Raw genomic sequence first — 16015 nt, forward strand, 5'->3', positions numbered from 1 at the left:
GAGCCGAGCCCACACCGGCGCTCCGGGGACGCCCGATCAGCGCAGCCGGACCTGGTTGTTCGCCAACGTCGCTCCCCGATCCGTCTTGAACAGGGGCGCCGTGTTCGAGACGGATCAAGATAATTGCATGTCTCGTTGGGCGGCACATCCTTGATCCCCCACCGGATACCGATCGACGGTGGGGCATACGCAGGCGTCGAGCCTTGATCCCGGACAGGTCCGAGTCGAACGAGCTACTGACGATCCTTGAGAAGGTTTGCGAAGAAAGGAGTCAGATAGTCATTTGCATATCCCGTTAGATGATCGCCGTCCGAGACTAACGGCATACCATCCTTCACGGCTAGACATGCCGCATCATGACAAAGCAGGGGGAAGGGGTCCCAGATTTCGATACGCGGGTCGAGGTTTTTCAATTTTGTGTAGATGACAAGGGCTTGTTTTCTTCGTTCCTGTAATTCTGTGTAGGGAACGGATTTTTCCCGGCATCTCGGATTGGCCTGATTGAACCAGTCGAAGCATCGCATCGGCTCATATTTATAGACAGGTTTAGGTGCCTCCAAGACGACTCGTATTCCCTGATCGATGAGAGTCGTTAGGCGCTTGGCTTCATGAGAAATCATAGCGTCACTGTAATTAATTGAATGTATCTCGGCTTCATTGTCAGATGAATCAGACGTCTGATACCGGCGAATGCGAAGGCCGGGGAAGAATATCACATCACCTGATTTTGCACTCAAGGCTATAGCAGTAAGTCCGTTTTCAATGAAAAGCGCGCATGTGGTTTTTGTTTGGCCAATCATTGGCAACCAGGCGCAGCCAGTCCCTGTAAAGATCGTTGCCGTCAGGCCCTCATGTCGGACAATATTCCCGACAAGACGCTGATAAGCCCCAGCGTGCGAGTCGCCAAGAACATAGAGATGCCGAGGATCTGCCCCCTGTTCGCAAGACTGCGGGACAAAATCGTACCGGATCGTTCCGCCCGCAAACGACCGACGGCCTCGCTGCGCTTGGCACCTGCCGCCGTGACCAGGTGTCGACGGCAGCCAAACGTCGAGATCGCCGGTTACGGAGAGGGTCAGACTGGGTCGTGCCGCTGCAAGGATGCCCATGGAGGCCCCGACGACGCCCATTGCTGCAAGTCCAGACAGGATGACATGCCCGTCACACCAAGCGCCGATTCGGCCGCTGACTCGAGCCGGTCTTTCGATAAGACGGTTAGATAAGTCTGCTAGGAGAAAACTCGCGGCGAGCGCGACGAATTTCGGTAGATAGGTCTCTAATCCAATCGTCCACTGCAGGGAAACGATGACGAACCAATGCCAAAGATATATCGAAAAAGAAATTTTGCTAATATACTGAAGTATTTTAATTGATAAAATACGCGATATGAGGCCGTTCCGATCTAAGTATAGATTGTATAATATGAATGATGCAGAAATTGCTGGGACAATGGAGTAGGGGAATGGAAAATTGACGGAGTCTATGAATCCATATGCGGCTGCAATCGCGATCAGCCCACACAGGCCGGCCGCGAATACGAGAATTTGAAAAGGGCGACCTGCAGTCGGACGCCCTGAAATTTTCTCCACCAGAATGAACAGGGCGATGCCGGTTGCGAGTTCCCAGAACCGCGAGGGAAGCATGTAGAAAGCAAAAGGACGGCTGACATGTGTGCTCAATACAGCAACGGTCAGAGAGGCAATAATGCAGCCTATCAATCCGGTGGCCAGCCACCAAAATATTCGTGATGAGGCTCTGTAATAATTAAATAGAAAAGCGAAGTTAGGGAAAATGAGGTAGAACTGCTCTTCGATTGCGAGCGACCAGGTATGTAGGAACGGATTTAAATTGGCCTCTGGGGAAAAGTAATCGTCTGCTTTCAGCCAAAGTACGAAGTTGCTCATTCCGAGGGCCGCGGCCGCTGCCGTCAGGTCCGAAACAGTAAGTCTGTCCTTTGTCGGAACGAAAAGCACAACGAAAAGCTGCGCCAGCAGAAGGAAGATAAGTGTGGCTGGTAGAATGCGCACGATGCGCCGACGGTAGAAGACGAGAATGAATTGGCGGAAGCTGCGTGTGTGTTCGCGTCGCGTTGTCATGGCGACAACGAAACCCGAGATTACGAAGAACACATCAACTCCGACGAATCCGCCAGGAAGTATGTTTGAATCCAAGTGATAGAGAACGACCGACAGAACGGATATCGCGCGAAGCCCGTCAATCCCGGTGATGTAGGATTGATGGCCGGTCTCTTTATCCGACGCGGTGCATGCAATATTATTCACCTTGAACCCATCGGATCGATGCGATGCGCTTCATCCTGAGCCAGTAAGCTAATAGATCTATCAGAATTATGCCTGCTGTCGTGAGGTGTTTAGTCGAGACACGATGTGTAAAGCGTTTCTGACCTTCTCCAAAGGCGCAGGGCTGAATCTGTAGATCCACGGCAAATCACAAATTGCGTAAACGAACTCTCCAATCATGCCAAGAGCGATCATTGAAGTGATCGCCTGTCGCTTTGATTGCAGATATTGTGCCAAATCTCATAAAACATTTTCCATGAATCTCTGCATTCGCATTCCATAGGACGGAATGGTCGGTAATCTTGGCTGGTGTGCCGATCGCGAAAAGCCCTATTCGGTGTTTGGTCCCGCGGTGTGGTGATACGGTCGAGCGCCATCCTGCGAGGGATGCGCAATGGGTCGGGTTCTTCTTGGAAGTGCCACAACGACGGGGCAGCCCGTGGCGCGATCCCAGTGCCGTGAGGAGAGCGTAGGGGTGCTGGCCGGGCGCTCCGGTGTCGGCCCGACGGTGCAGGCGTGGCGCTAATGGGCGAGGACAGTGGATGCCCGGATGGGACCCGAGGAGGCACGCTCCGCGGTGCTCACCGTCGTGGAGGGGGCGATCATCGGCGCCTTTCGGCGTCACACCGGACGGGCCGAGCGGATGAACCGCACGATCGAGGACGCGACGGTCAAGCGCTCTCACTCGGACAGCCGTGACCAGCGCCGAACGCACCTGCACCGGTTTGGAGGTGCCTATGATCCTGCGCGTAGGCGCACGACCCTGCATGGTCCGACACCCACCGAGTTCATCCTCGACGCCTGTACGAAAGAGCCCATCGCTTCAGGATCGATCCGTCACAGCGCATCCCGGGATCATGCACCAAGGACCCCTGGTCGTGGCGGGGACAGGGTTCCCGGACGCGATGGTCGCTCTGGCCTGACGGGGGACACTGCCCGCACGGTGCTGCGACGGATCGTCGGAACACGCGGTTTTGCCCATCAGCGCGAGATGATCGCGCTGATGGGCAGGCTGTTCGTGCCGCGCCGGCACTCGGAAACGAAGACCGGGCGGCCCTGCCAACCGGAGGCGTCACCGGCCGGAGCGCCTACTCCATGGTGGGCATGACGAAGTCGGCGCCGGCGCGGATGCCGGTGGGCCAGCGGGTCGTGATGGTCTTCAGGCGCGTGTAGAAGCGGACGCCCTCGGGGCCGTGCATGTGGTGGTCGCCGAACAGCGAGGCCTTCCAGCCGCCGAAGGAGTGGAACGCCATCGGCACCGGGATCGGCACGTTGATGCCCACCATGCCGACCTCGATCCCGTGGGCGAACTCGCGGGCCGCATCGCCGTCGCGGGTGAAGATCGCCGTGCCGTTGCCGAACTCGTGCTCGTTGATGAGCTTGGCCGCCGTGGCGTAGTCCGGCGCCCGGGTGATCGCCAGGACGGGCCCGAAGATCTCTTCCCGGTAGATCGACATCTCCGGGGTGACCCGGTCGAACAGGGTGCCGCCGAGGAAGTAGCCGCCCTCGTAGCCCTGCAGGCTCAGGCCGCGCCCGTCGACGAGGAGCTCGGCGCCTTCCGCCACGCCCGCATCGATGTAGCCGCTCACCTTGTCGCGGTGCACCTTCGTCACGAGGGGGCCCATCTCCGAGTCCGGGTCCGTGCCCGGCCCGACCTTCAGCGCCCGCACCTTCGGGATGAGCTTGGCCACCAGCGCGTCGGCAGTCTTCTCACCCACGGGCACGGCCACCGAGATCGCCATGCAGCGCTCGCCGGCCGAGCCGTAGGCCGCGCCCATCAGCGCGTCGACCGCCTGGTCCATGTCGGCGTCCGGCATGACGATCATGTGGTTCTTGGCGCCGCCCAGCGCCTGGGCGCGCTTCCCGTTGGCGGTGGCGGTGGCGTAGATATAGCGGGCGATCGGGGTCGAGCCGACGAAGCTCACCGCCGCGATGTCGGGGTGATGCAGGAGGGCGTCGACCGCCTCCTTGTCGCCGTGGACCACGCTGAACACGCCGTCCGGCAGGCCGGCCTCCTTGAGCCAGGCGGCGACCAGCAGCGCGGGCGAGGGATCGCGCTCGGAGGGCTTCAGGACGAAGCAGTTGCCGCAGGCCAGCGCCACCGGAAACATCCACATCGGCACCATGACGGGGAAATTGAACGGCGTGATGCCGGCCACCACGCCCAGCGGCTGGCGCAGGGCATGGCTGTCGACGCGGGTGCCGACGTTCTCGGTGACCTCGCCCTTGAGAAGCTGGGGAATGCCGGTGGCGAACTCCACCACCTCGAGCCCGCGCTGGATCTCGCCCTTGGCGTCGGAGAGCACCTTGCCGTGCTCGGCGGTGATCAGGGCGGCGAGTTCGTCGGTGCGCTCTTCGGCGATGCGCAGGAAGGCGTTGAGGATGCGGGCGCGGCGAAGCGGCGTGGTGTGGGCCCAGGCGTGGGCGACCGCCTTGGCGGCCGCCACCGCCGCGTTGACGTCCGCCGTGTTGGCCAGAGCGACCCGGCCGGTCTCCTCGCCGGTGGCGGGATTGTAGACCGGCGCGGTCCGGGTGCTGGTGCCGGCGACGGTCCGGCCGCCGATGAAGTGGGTGATCGCGGTGGGCATCGAGAATCCTGACGGAGGGGGAGTGGAACGATTCAGGCGGCGCGGGCGATGGCGTCGCCGAGGATCGACGCCATGGTGTCGATCTGGTCGCGCTCGACGATCAGCGGCGGCGACAGGGCGACGATGTCGCCGGTGACCCGGACGAGAAGACCGCGCTCGAAGCAGTCGACGAAGACGTCGTAGGCTCGCGCCCCGGGGGCTCCGGGCCGGGACGCCAGTTCGATGCCGGCGACGAGGCCGATGGTGCGGATGTCGATGACGTGGCTGGCACCCCGCAGGTCGTGCATGGCGCTGGCCCAATCCTCGGCGAGCTCCGCTCCGCGGGTGAGCAGGCCCTCCTGGGCGTAGATGTCGAGGGTGGCGAGGCCCGCCGCGCAGGCGACCGGATGGCCCGAATAGGTGTAGCCGTGGAACAGCTCGATCACCGCCTCCGGGCCGTGCATCAACGCGTCGTGGACGCGCCGCGCGCAGAAGACCGCGCCCATCGGCAGGGCGCCGTTGGTGAGGCCCTTGGCAGTGGTGACGAGGTCGGGGATCACGCCGAAGTAATCCGTCGCGAAGGGCGTCCCGAGGCGGCCGAAGCCGGTGATGACCTCGTCGAAGATCAGCAGGATGCCGTGCCGGTCGCAGATCGCGCGCAGGCGCTCCAGATAGCCCGTCGGCGGCAGGAGGACGCCAGTGGAGCCGGCCACCGGCTCGACGATGCAGGCCGCGATGGTCTCGGCCCCGTGCAGGGCGACGAGGCGTTCGAGGTCGTCGGCGAGCTCCGCCCCATGCGCGGGCAGGCCCTTCGAGAAGGCGTTGCGCTCGGGATCATGGGTGTGGCGCAGGTGGTCGATGCCCGGCAGCAGCGGAAAGACGCGGCGGTTGTTGACGAGGCCGCCCACGGAGATGCCGCCGAAGCCGACGCCGTGATAACCGCGCTCGCGCCCGATCAGTTTGGTGCGCGTGCCCTGGCCGATGGCGCGCTGGTAGGCCAGCGCGATCTTGAGGGCGGTGTCGACCGATTCGGAACCGGAGCCGGTAAAGAACACCCGGTCGAGCCCGGCCTCCGGGCCGCCCGGCGCGATGGCGGCGAGGCGCTCGGCGAAGTCGAACGCCGCCGGATGGCCCATCTGGAATGAGGGCGCGAAGTCGAGCGTGGTGAGCTGGCGCTCGACCGCCGAGGCGATGCCCTGGCGTCCGTGCCCGGCATTCACGCACCAGAGGCCGGCCGTGCCGTCGAGGACGCTGCGCCCGTCCGTGGCCGTGTAGTGCATGCCCTTGGCCGAAGCGAGCAGGCGGGGCGCCGCCTTGAACTGCCGGTTGGCGGTGAACGGCATCCAGTAGGCATCGAGCCCGGGGGCATTGGCTGCGGGGTGGTGGTCCATGGCAGTCTTCAACCCAGAGATGTCGCTGTGCTCGGAAGAAGCGCCGATTGCGACGCCCGGACAAGTCCTTTTCTGCACGCAACGAAGTGCTTGAAAAGGCAAGGGCCGTGCGGGCAATGTCGGTGAATCCTGAACATCCCTAACGGGCGTTCCGCCCCAGGGGCCGACTCACGGGTTTTGATGAGCATCGATCTCGGCGCGCGCCTGCGCTTCGTCCGCACCGCCCATGGCCTGTCGCAGCGGGCGCTCGCCAAGCGCACCGGTGTCCCGAACTCGACGATCTCGTTGATCGAATCGAACGGTGTGAACCCCTCCGTGGGCGCCCTCAAGCGCATCCTGGACGGCATTCCCATCGGCCTGTCGGAGTTCTTCGCCGTGGAGCCGGAGCGCTCGCGCAAGGCGTTCTACCGGGCCGACGAACTCACCGAGATCGGCCGGGGGCCGATCTCCTACCGGCAGGTCGGCGACAACCTGTTCGGGCGCAGCCTGCAGTTGTTGAGGGAGCGCTACGAACCCGGCGCCGATACCGGCCGGGTGCCCCTGGTCCATGACGGCGAGGAGGGCGGCATCGTCCTGTCCGGCCGCCTGGAGGTGACGGTCGATTCGGAGCGTCGCATCCTCGGACCGGGCGATGCCTATTCCTTCGACAGCCGCCGGCCTCATCGCTTCCGATGCGTCGGCCCCGTCGCCTGCGAGGTGGTGAGCGCCTGCACGCCGCCGACCTTCTGAAGGTGACGTCGTCCGGCGAACGGCCTGGGGAGAAATCTCCCCACTGGCCGCGGACCTGCGATCTGGTATACCACGGATAGACAGACGCTCGGGAGCGCCGCATGACCATCTTCTTCAGCCACGAGGCCGCCCTCGGGCACCAGACCCCGCATGGGCATCCGGAGCGGCCGGAGCGCATGCAGGCGGTCAAGGATGCCCTCGCGACGGAGGCCTTCGCGGCCCTCGACCGCCGGGCGCCGGAACTCGCGAGCCTGGAGACCGTGGCGCTGGCCCATCCCGAGGAATGGGTCCGGGCCATGGTGGCGGCCGCCCCCGCCGAGGGACTGGTCCACGTCGATTCCGATACCGTGCTGTCGCCCGGCACCATCGAATGCGTCCTGCGCGGGGTCGGGGCGGCGGTCCAGGGGGTCGACGCGGTGATGACGGGCCAGGCTCGCACGGCGTTCTCGGCCATGCGCCCACCGGGCCACCACGCCGAGCGCACCCGCGCCATGGGGTTCTGCCTGTTCAACAATGCGGCGGTCGCGGCCCGCCATGCCAAGGCCGCCTACGGGGCGGAGCGGGTGGCCATCGTCGACTGGGACGTGCACCACGGCAACGGAACCCAGGACATCTTCTGGGCCGACCCCGCGGTGCTGTTCTGCTCCACCCACCAGATGCCGCTCTATCCGGGCACCGGCGCGGTCTCGGAGGCCGGCGACCACGACACCATCGTCAACGCCCCCCTGAAGCCCGGCGCCGACGGCGAGCGCTTTCGCGAGGCGTTCACCGCGCGCATCCTGCCGCGCCTCGTGGATTTCCGGCCCGACCTGATCATCATCTCGGCGGGCTTCGATGCCCATTGGCGCGATCCCCTGGCCAACCTGATGCTGGAGGCGGAGGACTTCGCCTGGGCCACGCGCCAGGTGATGGAGATCGCGGGGCAGACCTGCGACGGGCGCATCGTTTCCCTGCTGGAGGGCGGCTACGATCTGAAGGGCCTCGCCGAATCCACGGCGGCGCACGTGGCCGCGCTCATGGAGTCGTGAGGCGCAAAAGCCCATGACCGCGTCCCGGCCCGGGCTTTCCGCCGGGCGTGCCTGACCCACCTATGTGCCGATGCTGAACGATCGCCGCCTCGCGCGCCTGACCGCCCGTGCCCTCCAGACCTCCCACGGGCGCCCGGGCCAAGACCGCCCCGGGCTCCGCAAGATCGTCAGCTGGAACCTCCTGCGGCGGGTCGGCGCGAATGTCGCCGGAATCGCGACGCTGATCGAGCGCGAGCAGCCCGACCTCGTGCTGATGCAGGAGGCGACCAAGGATATCGAGGCCCTGCAGGCCAAGGTCGGCGGCCACTACGCCTGGGCCCAGATGCCCGGGCGCATCCACGGCCTCGCGGTCTGGAGCCCGACGCCCTTCGCCACCCCCCCGAAGGCCATCGAGCTTCCCGCCGGCGCGATGTTCGACCGGGTGAGCCAGGTGATCGATCTCGGTGAATTCGGCGTCGCCAACGTCCACCTCTCGCACGGGCAGATGCTCAACCGGCGGCAGTTGCGCTGCATCGAGCAGAGCCTGCCGGACCGGGCCGCCGTCATCGGCGACTACAACCTGGTGGGGCCGACGCTCCTGCCGGGGTTCCGCGACGTCGGCCCGCGCCTGCCGACCCACGCCATGGCGCGGGTGGTGCCCCTGCGGCTCGACCGCTGCCTCGTGCGCGGATTGACCTGCCACGGGCGCAGCGTGCTGCCGCGCGGCGCCTCGGATCACCGGCCGATCATCGTGCACCTGGCTCCCACCCACGAGATCATCCTGAAGGACACCGCGGAGCCGGAGCGCATCAAAGGTATGGCAGGAGTAATCGGACGCCTGCGTCGCGCAGCCGGACGGGGAGACCGCGCCGGGACAGGTGCTCGCGCGTCAGCCGGACGCTCATCTTCTCCTGCATGAACGCGTCGAGGTGTCGGGCGAGCCCGGAATCATAGACCTCGACGTTCAGCTCGAAATTCAGGCGGAAGCTGCGGGTGTCCCAGTTGGCGCTGCCGATGAAGCACCAGGCATCGTCGATCACGAGGAGCTTGGCATGGTCGAAGGGTGGGTCGTCGAGCCAGATCCGGACGTCGCTGCGCAGGAGCGGGTCCACATGCGCCCGGGTCGCCCAGTCGACCACCGCGTGGTCGCTGGCCATGGGAATGATGACGTCCACCGTCAGGCCGCGCAGGGCCGCCAGCGACAGGGCGCTCACCAGCACCTCGCTCGGCAGGAAGTAGGGCGTCATCAGGCGGATGCTGGTCCGGGCGCAGGTGATCGCCTCGAGCACCACGAGTTCGATCTTGCGCAGGTCCGCGTCCGGCCCCGAACTGACGACCCGGGCCTGCGTCTCGCCCCGCGCGGCGAGGGGCGGAAACCAAGCGGGGCCGTCCAGCTCCTGGTCCATCACGAAGGCCCAGTCGCTGGCGAAGGCCGCCGTGAGCTGGGTCACGACCGGCCCCTCGATCCGGAAATGGACGTCGCGCACCGGTTCCGGCGGATGGGTCGCCACCCGGTTCTCGTCGGCGATGTTGATGCCGCCCGTGAAAGCGAGGGTTCCGTCGAGGATGAGCAGCTTCTTGTGGGTGCGCAGGTTCAGGAACGGCATCCGCCAGGGCAGGACCGAGTGCATGAACCGGCCGACCGGCACGCCCCGCCGCCGCAGGCCGCCATAGACCGCGGCGAAGAAGTAGCCGCTGCCGATGCCGTCCACCAGAACCCGGACGGCGACGCCCCGGTGATGGGCATCCTCCAGCGCATCGAGGAAAGCTCGGCCGATCTCATCCTTGCGGAAGATGTAGCTCGACAGGGCGACGGAGTGCCGGGCCTCGCGAATGGCGGCCAGCATCGCCGGATAGACCGCATCGCCGTTGCGCAGCGGCATGATCCGGTTGCCCGCTTCCAGCGGAAGGCTGGTGATGCGCCGGACTGCCTGGTCGAGGGGCTGGAACCGCTCCGGCAGAACGGGAGGCGGCGCCGGGCCACCCGCGCGCCGCGGGCTCGCTTGAGAGGGCTTGATGCCGAGCTTCTGCGCCCGTCGGGTGACCCGATTGACCCCGAGCAGGGCATAGAGCGCGCTGCCGAAGAGGGGGGCCAGCCAGACCAGGCCGATCCAGCCGATGGCCGCCCCGACCTCCCGCTTGCGCAGGAGGACATGGATGCTGACGAGGCCCGAGAGGGTGGCACCGAGGACCCAGAAGACCTCGGTCCGGATCGACGTCAGGGCGCCGATCCATGAGAGCAATGCCTGTTCCAACGCCGCTCCCGCTTCGCGATACCCTGGCGGCATACGCCAAGGCCGGTCGGAGCACCAAGGGCGGGCCGTCGATTCCTGGGACCGGCCTTGCGCGGGGGGGCGCAACGTCCCGCCGGACGGTGAGCGACCAAGCCCGTAAACGCCAAGGGCCCACCCGAGGCCACTTCTGTAAGCCGGACCGTCTTGAGGGGAATGCGTCCGGATTTGATCTCGGTCACGGCGGATCCGCCACGCAAATCGTGGTTCCGATCCGATGCAGCTGACAGAAAAGCTAAGCCGATATTTCTGAGGATGGAATGGACATATCCCATTTGCCGAGGAGCGGGACGGCGCCTCCGAAATGCAGTTCGGACGCGCCGAAGAGACCGAACTCCTGACGCGTTGCCAGGACGTCCGGTTGCCGGCAGCTTGAACTGCCGACGTGCCGGGCGTCGACCATCGCAGCGCCGGTGAACACGCGGACGGGGTACTAACTTCGGCGACCAAGAGCTGACCGTGCCCCTGTTTGCCCTATTCATAAGGAAGTCCGTTCGTTCTGGTCCCGTCGGGACCGCCTTGCGAACGCGTTCGGGGTGAGGCCGCCGAGGCTGGTGGGGGGCAGCAGGCTCCCGAACAGATGCGCGTTCAGGAACTCGTGGAGACGACGTCGGAGCGCTGGCGCGAGTTCGGCTCCTGTGGCAGGGCGGCCGGCGCCGGTAGCCGAAGCGACGACGCCGACCAGCCTGCCTGCCTGCGCAGGTGTGCCCGCGTGATCCCATCGTCGCCGCGGACCGAGGCGTGGCAGTACGCCTTCGGCTCAAGGCCAATCAGCCCGCAGGCGCGACGCTGCGAATAGCCCTTCTCGTCGCTGGGCCCAGCTCACGGTTGTTCTGCGTGCGCTGAGCCTCAGAAGGTTTTTCCAAAGCCTCGCGCAGCGTCGCACCATGGCGCATCGCTTCGGTCAGGACCTTCCCGAGCTCGCGAGTCACCTCGTCGAGCGTCTTCGGGCGACGCGGATGCGCAACCTCCATACTGCCGTCGCGCGAGCGCCATGCATAGAACGTCGCGTCGTTGATGCCGGGGCGGCGGCAGATCTCCGCCACCGGCAGCACGGCCGTCCGCGCCTTCAGGATGCGGAGGATCGTCTCTTCGCTGGGCCGGCTCCTCATTGTTGTCCGTCTCCGCGTTGAGGGACCCTCGCTTCCTGGAGCGCTGACAAGGAAACCCTGCTCAGGTCGACTTGAGGTCGAGGAACGGTGTTTCGGCCCCGCCACTGATTTGGCCGATGCCCGAGTAACGAAATCCGTGCCGCTCCACCTCTGCCGCCCTGTAGACGTTGCGAAGGTCGACGAGGACTGGGCTCGTCATCGTGGCCCGAAGGCGCTTGAAATCCAGGGCACGGAAAGCATTCCACTCGGTGACGATCACCAGCGCGTCGGCACCCTCTGCACAGGCATAGGCGTCCTCCGCATAGGTGACGTCCGAGAGGACGAGGCGGGCCTGCTCGATGCCCTCCGGATCGTAGGCGACGATCTTGGCACCGCCATCCTGCAGACCCGTGATGATCGAGAGCGAGGGGGCATCCCGCATATCGTCGGTGTTGGGCTTGAAGGTCAGTCCAAGGACCGCGATGGTTTTACCGCGCACCGAGCCATCGCAGGCTGTCACGACCTTTCGGGCCATCGCGCGCTTGCGCTGGTCGTTGACCGAGACCACCGTTTCGACGAGTCGCACGGGCGTGCCCGAATCCTGCGCCGTCTTGACCAGCGCCAACGTGTCTTTGGGGAAACACGATCCCCCGTAGCCGGGACCGGCATGGAGGAACTTCGCGCCGATGCGATTGTCGAGGCCGATCCCGCGCGCGACCTCCTGAACGTTCGCACCGACCTGCTCACAGAGGTCGGCGATCTCGTTGATGAAGGTGATCTTGGTCGCGAGAAAGGCGTTCGCAGCGTATTTCGTCAGTTCGGCCGTCCGACGTCCGGTGAACAGGATCGGAGCTTGGTTCAGGTAGAGGGGCCGGTAGACGTCCTGCATCACCTGCGTCGCGCGCGCGTCCTCGGTGCCGATGACGATTCTGTCGGGACGCTTGAAGTCCTCAATGGCAGCCCCCTCACGGAGGAATTCCGGGTTCGACACCACCGCAAACTCGGCGTCCGGGCGTACCTCACGAATGATCCGCTCGACCTCGTCGCCGGTGCCGACCGGGACCGTCGACTTGGTGACCACCACGGTGAACCCAGTCAGGGATTGGGCGATCTCGCGTGCGGCCGCGAAGACATAGGACAGGTCGGCAAATCCATCGCCGCGGCGCGAGGGCGTACCAACCGCGATGAAGACCGCATCGGCACCGGCCACCGCCGATGCCACCTCGGTGGTGAAACGAAGACGATTTTGCCGAACGTTCTCAGCGACCAGGGCATCGAGACCTGGTTCATAGATCGGTATTCTGCCCGCGTTCAGAGCTTCGATCTTCGAGGGATCCTTGTCGACGCAGACGATCTGGTGACCGAAATCAGCAAAGCACGTCCCAGAGACAAGGCCCACATAGCCTGAACCGATCATCGTAATGCGCATTGGATCTCGCGTCCCTCATCGGTGGTGAACATGTATCGCGTGCGTCCGCTGATTAACAGTAAGCGGTCCCTGTAAACAAGGAAACAGGAATTATATGTCAAATATAAGAGTTTTGTGCAATCGGCAGATGTGTTCGGAATCTCGATGAGATCGATGCCGTTCCAGTCTTGGATTAAGTCAAACCGCTCAGCGCCTTGGCATAGCTGAGATAAGACATGCTCGTCGCCGCGATTGCCGGCTCGGCATCTCTCACAGATTACATTTCTCTCATTATTTTGCGTAACTGCCTAATGCCGCATACATTCGCGACCTCGAAATCGGAGAACAAGTTTACGGATATTTTCAAGGCGTCCAATAGAAGACGCCAGCATCCGATGTCGTCAGCGCGCGCGGAGTTAAATCAAGATCGTTGGCGGCCGATAACGTCGGCCGAGATCGCACAAGCCTCGGGGGCGCTGCGATTTCTTGCTGTCAGATCTGGTCGGACCTTTACTAATTTTTTAGCCAAATGAGAACGCGCGAAAGGGCTGCGCCAGGGATGAACGGGATCGGCTTGTCGATCGGGCTGCCGGTCCTGGTTCGGTGATCTCTGGATCGGTCCGCATCAGCACCAAGACCCCTCGATTGCCCGGTCACATGTCGGCGCGATAGCTCGCCAGTTCTATCTCGCAGTGGCCCATCCAGCCTGAGGGCGAAGAGAATTTACCGTAGCGTACCCAAATTGTAGCGCGCAACGTTCGACTCATTCACCGTTGCGACGCCCGTCCTCAGAACATTGAGAACCTTCGTGAACTCGACGGCATCGGCATTCGCTACGTAGAGAACGTCCTTGTCGCGGACAAGGAACTTCCGCAGCGTAAAAAAGCCGTCCTCCGCACGGAGGTCGAAGCGATAAATCACAGGGATCCGATCTTCCGCCCATGCTGAGAGATCGATGCCCAGTCTGGAAGCAACTTTCCGAGACTCCAGGCGATAAATGAATACCATTTGCGGATTCGCCCGTTCGTCAAGCAAGCCACCGGATCGACCCAAGGCTTCTGACGCAGTGGTCACCTCGGCTTCGAAATTGTACTTGCCGTTGAGTCCGGTCGCTCCCAGCACGACGAACGACCGGTTTTCGGTGTAGACGTAGACCACATCCCCGGGCTGAACGTAGACGTTGTTGGTCGGATCATTCACCAGCTTGTTGAAGTAGACGGTCCGCTTGCGCGGTCCACGCTGAAGGGTAACGAAGCTCTGATAGCCCGTTCCCTTCGGCCCGCCTGCACGAGCGATGACATCCAGCACGCGTTCGCCAGAGGGATTAACCGGAAGGCGGGCGGGAAGATTCACCTCTCCCAAAACACTGACCAGCGTTGCTTTCTGATCCTTCAGTGAGACGACAGCTTGCGGCTCGATCGCACGGTTGCGCAAGCGCTGCTCGATTTCTGCCTGAACCTCCGGAGCGCGTCGCCCGGCCGCTGGGATCAGACCCGCGTAGGGAACCGAAATGGTACCGCGACGGTCGACCTGCTGATCCGGCAATGCAACGAAGTTGCCGGCTCGGGCGCCGGCCTCGGTCGGAATGAACAGCCCGCCTGCCGATGCCTCGAAGATGGTGACACCGACCGTATCGCCGATGCCGAGGCGGATCTCCGTCGCGCCGCCGCGCGAAGTGAAGGAACCCAGTGTGCCTTCGCCGCTGGCGTCACTCGCCGCGAGCGTCGCAACCGCGGGCGTCGCATCAATCATCGCATGCGGGAGCAGGTCCTGCGGATTGGTTGGAATCGTCGCGTCGCCAGTTATTTTGGGACCAGACGTCGGAAACGACTCCGTGCATCCGGCGAGGAGCGCTGCCAGACCTACCGTCCTGAAAAGGACCCCCAGCTTGCGACCTGATAGCACTACGTCGTTCACCTTCTATGACGCTCAGAGCGACGATTGGTTACGATTGGAATTGTGGTGAGGTCGAGTCGAATCCAACCGATCGATCGACATTAGATGGATTCGTGGCCGTCAGGGCACACCTCAATTTCGGCAGCCAATGTAACAATCGTGGCGCGCGGTCCGTACAAGTTCAGGAAAGAAACATGATTGGAAAAGTTTAACGGCTCATGATTTAAAGCTGACCTTTGCAGGCGCGCGGCGGAGACTGTCCACAGTCAGGGGTGCTTGGAGGTGCGCGGAGCCAGGAAGATCGCGTGAGCCCAGAATAGACGCAGCAACCGTAGCCGCACGAGAATGCCCATTGCGGCAAGCCGATCGGCGAACCGGCTCAACTGACGCGTCCGTAAGATCTCAATGAGATGCACGCCGGTTGACAACAGAACGACCCAACTCCGGCCGATCCATCGGAGGCGTCCGAAGGGTTTGACCTTCGTCAGTGCGAAGGCCTCTGCGTTCAGCCGGCGCCACTTCCGCTCGAGTTCGCTCCAGTCACGCCGTGCGGGATGGCCGACCACGGCCTCCCTCGCGAAACCCAAGGTCAATCCTTTCGACCCGGCGCGATGGCACCACTCGACGTCCTCGGAGACGTCATTGCGGAACGGGCCGACCTCATCGAAGATGCGCCGGCTGACGAAGAGAGCGGCCGTTACCGAAAAGCGCTTCTTCTTGATGTAGCTTTCGTTGTGAAAGGCGAAGACGAGTTCGAAGGCTTCGCTGGGCGTTGGGTTGTTCACGTCCTCGACGTCCACCCGGATGGCGCCGCCGGCAATATCGAAGGTCGAGAGCGTCGCTATTCCCTTCTCGAGGAAGGCCGCGTCTGGTCTGCAGTCGCTGTCGATAAACGCAAGAACCTCGCCGTTTGAGGCAGCGACGCCGACGTTCCGTGTCGCTCCCGCGCCCTTTTCGCGCGAAAGAACCACACGACCCCGTTGCCCCACCACCGCCTCTACGGCGTCGAGGCCAACCGGTGACATGTTGTCCGCGACCACGATCTCGAAGGTATCACGCCCGATCGTCTGGGCTTCGAGTTGCGTGAGGCACCGATCGAGATTCGAGAGGTCCTGATAGTGCGGGATAATGACCGAAATTCGGACTGGCCCGGAGCCGGTATGTCCCATGTCGGCTCCCAAATTTCCTGACTGTTTCATGCTCGGCGCCACTTCACCCATGGTAGGCGGCGCTGTGCACGACGGAGGATTCTCCGAGTTCGACGAGGCGCTTGAGGTCGGCGCGGTTCATCACGCTGCCCACCAGCTTGTCGCGGATCTCCGGGTTGCTGCGGAC

General features: G+C 63.7%; 10 protein-coding genes and 2 pseudogenes. 4 read left to right on the plus strand and 8 right to left on the minus strand.

The genetic code is table 11. The features are described from left to right. Nucleotides 1-233 precede the first annotated feature (233 nt). Nucleotides 234-2282 carry an acyltransferase family protein gene (locus ASG51_RS23425; protein ID WP_082513989.1) on the minus strand — a complete coding sequence of 683 codons (2049 nt, stop codon included), beginning with the start codon at nucleotides 2280-2282 and terminating at the stop codon, nucleotides 234-236. Between the two features lie 412 nt (nucleotides 2283-2694). Here ASG51_RS23425 and ASG51_RS23430 point away from each other — a divergent pair. Then, nucleotides 2695-3164: pseudogene (locus ASG51_RS23430) on the plus strand (hypothetical protein); the annotation flags it as partial. A gap of 224 nt (nucleotides 3165-3388) precedes the next feature. Here the strand turns inward: ASG51_RS23430 and ASG51_RS12005 are convergent. Further along, nucleotides 3389-4888 carry a CoA-acylating methylmalonate-semialdehyde dehydrogenase gene (locus tag ASG51_RS12005; protein WP_056381051.1) on the minus strand — a complete coding sequence of 500 codons (1500 nt, stop codon included), beginning with the start codon at nucleotides 4886-4888 and terminating at the stop codon, nucleotides 3389-3391. Nucleotides 4889-4920: 32 nt separating this feature from the next. Next, nucleotides 4921-6258 carry an aspartate aminotransferase family protein gene (locus tag ASG51_RS12010; protein ID WP_056219564.1) on the minus strand — a complete coding sequence of 446 codons (1338 nt, stop codon included), beginning with the start codon at nucleotides 6256-6258 and terminating at the stop codon, nucleotides 4921-4923. 180 nt (nucleotides 6259-6438) lie between these two features. Here ASG51_RS12010 and ASG51_RS12015 point away from each other — a divergent pair, with 180 nt between their 5' ends. From ASG51_RS12015 to ASG51_RS12025, 3 genes are all read left to right on the plus strand, one after another. After that, entirely contained in the window at nucleotides 6439-6987 is a 549-nt protein-coding gene (locus tag ASG51_RS12015; RefSeq protein WP_056219567.1) for a cupin domain-containing protein, read from the plus strand. Nucleotides 6988-7088: 101 nt separating this feature from the next. Then, complete coding sequence (locus ASG51_RS12020; protein WP_056381052.1) at nucleotides 7089-8015, plus strand: histone deacetylase family protein; 927 nt, start codon at nucleotides 7089-7091, stop codon at nucleotides 8013-8015. 70 nt (nucleotides 8016-8085) lie between these two features. Continuing rightward, on the plus strand, nucleotides 8086-8913 hold the full coding sequence (locus ASG51_RS12025) for an endonuclease/exonuclease/phosphatase family protein (protein WP_056275766.1): 828 nt from the start codon (nucleotides 8086-8088) through the stop codon (nucleotides 8911-8913). Here ASG51_RS12025 and ASG51_RS12030 read toward each other — a convergent pair. The 5 genes and pseudogenes from ASG51_RS12030 to ASG51_RS12050 form a co-directional block, all read right to left on the minus strand. Then, a complete protein-coding gene (locus ASG51_RS12030) occupies nucleotides 8804-10249 on the minus strand; it encodes a phospholipase D-like domain-containing protein (protein ID WP_056351638.1) in 1446 nt (481 codons plus the stop codon). The genes ASG51_RS12025 and ASG51_RS12030 overlap by 110 nt on opposite strands. 689 nt (nucleotides 10250-10938) lie before the next feature. After that, a pseudogene (locus tag ASG51_RS12035) lies at nucleotides 10939-11397 on the minus strand (transposase); the annotation flags it as partial. A 61-nt stretch (nucleotides 11398-11458) separates the two neighbouring features. Further along, on the minus strand, nucleotides 11459-12805 hold the full coding sequence (locus ASG51_RS12040) for a UDP-glucose/GDP-mannose dehydrogenase family protein (RefSeq protein WP_056219582.1): 1347 nt from the start codon (nucleotides 12803-12805) through the stop codon (nucleotides 11459-11461). A 702-nt stretch (nucleotides 12806-13507) separates the two neighbouring features. Next, on the minus strand, nucleotides 13508-14701 hold the full coding sequence (locus tag ASG51_RS12045; protein ID WP_244480139.1) for a polysaccharide biosynthesis/export family protein: 1194 nt from the start codon (nucleotides 14699-14701) through the stop codon (nucleotides 13508-13510). Between the two features lie 245 nt (nucleotides 14702-14946). Further along, a complete protein-coding gene (locus ASG51_RS12050; protein WP_056381054.1) occupies nucleotides 14947-15849 on the minus strand; it encodes a glycosyltransferase in 903 nt (300 codons plus the stop codon). Nucleotides 15850-16015: the final 166 nt, after the last annotated feature.

It is taken from the genome of Methylobacterium sp. Leaf465 (assembly GCF_001424705.1).
Classification (GTDB): Bacteria; Pseudomonadota; Alphaproteobacteria; order Rhizobiales; family Beijerinckiaceae; genus Methylobacterium.

Coding starts and splice junctions, on each gene's coding strand:
- ASG51_RS12050 (WP_056381054.1), bottom strand. CDS start 15,849: ATGGGACATACCGGCTCCGGGCCAGTCCGAATTTCGGTCATTATCCCG.
- ASG51_RS12015 (WP_056219567.1), top strand. CDS start 6,439: ATGAGCATCGATCTCGGCGCGCGCCTGCGCTTCGTCCGCACCGCCCAT.
- ASG51_RS12005 (WP_056381051.1), bottom strand. CDS start 4,888: ATGCCCACCGCGATCACCCACTTCATCGGCGGCCGGACCGTCGCCGGC.
- ASG51_RS12025 (WP_056275766.1), top strand. CDS start 8,086: ATGCTGAACGATCGCCGCCTCGCGCGCCTGACCGCCCGTGCCCTCCAG.
- ASG51_RS12010 (WP_056219564.1), bottom strand. CDS start 6,258: ATGGACCACCACCCCGCAGCCAATGCCCCCGGGCTCGATGCCTACTGG.
- ASG51_RS12040 (WP_056219582.1), bottom strand. CDS start 12,805: ATGCGCATTACGATGATCGGTTCAGGCTATGTGGGCCTTGTCTCTGGG.
- ASG51_RS12020 (WP_056381052.1), top strand. CDS start 7,089: ATGACCATCTTCTTCAGCCACGAGGCCGCCCTCGGGCACCAGACCCCG.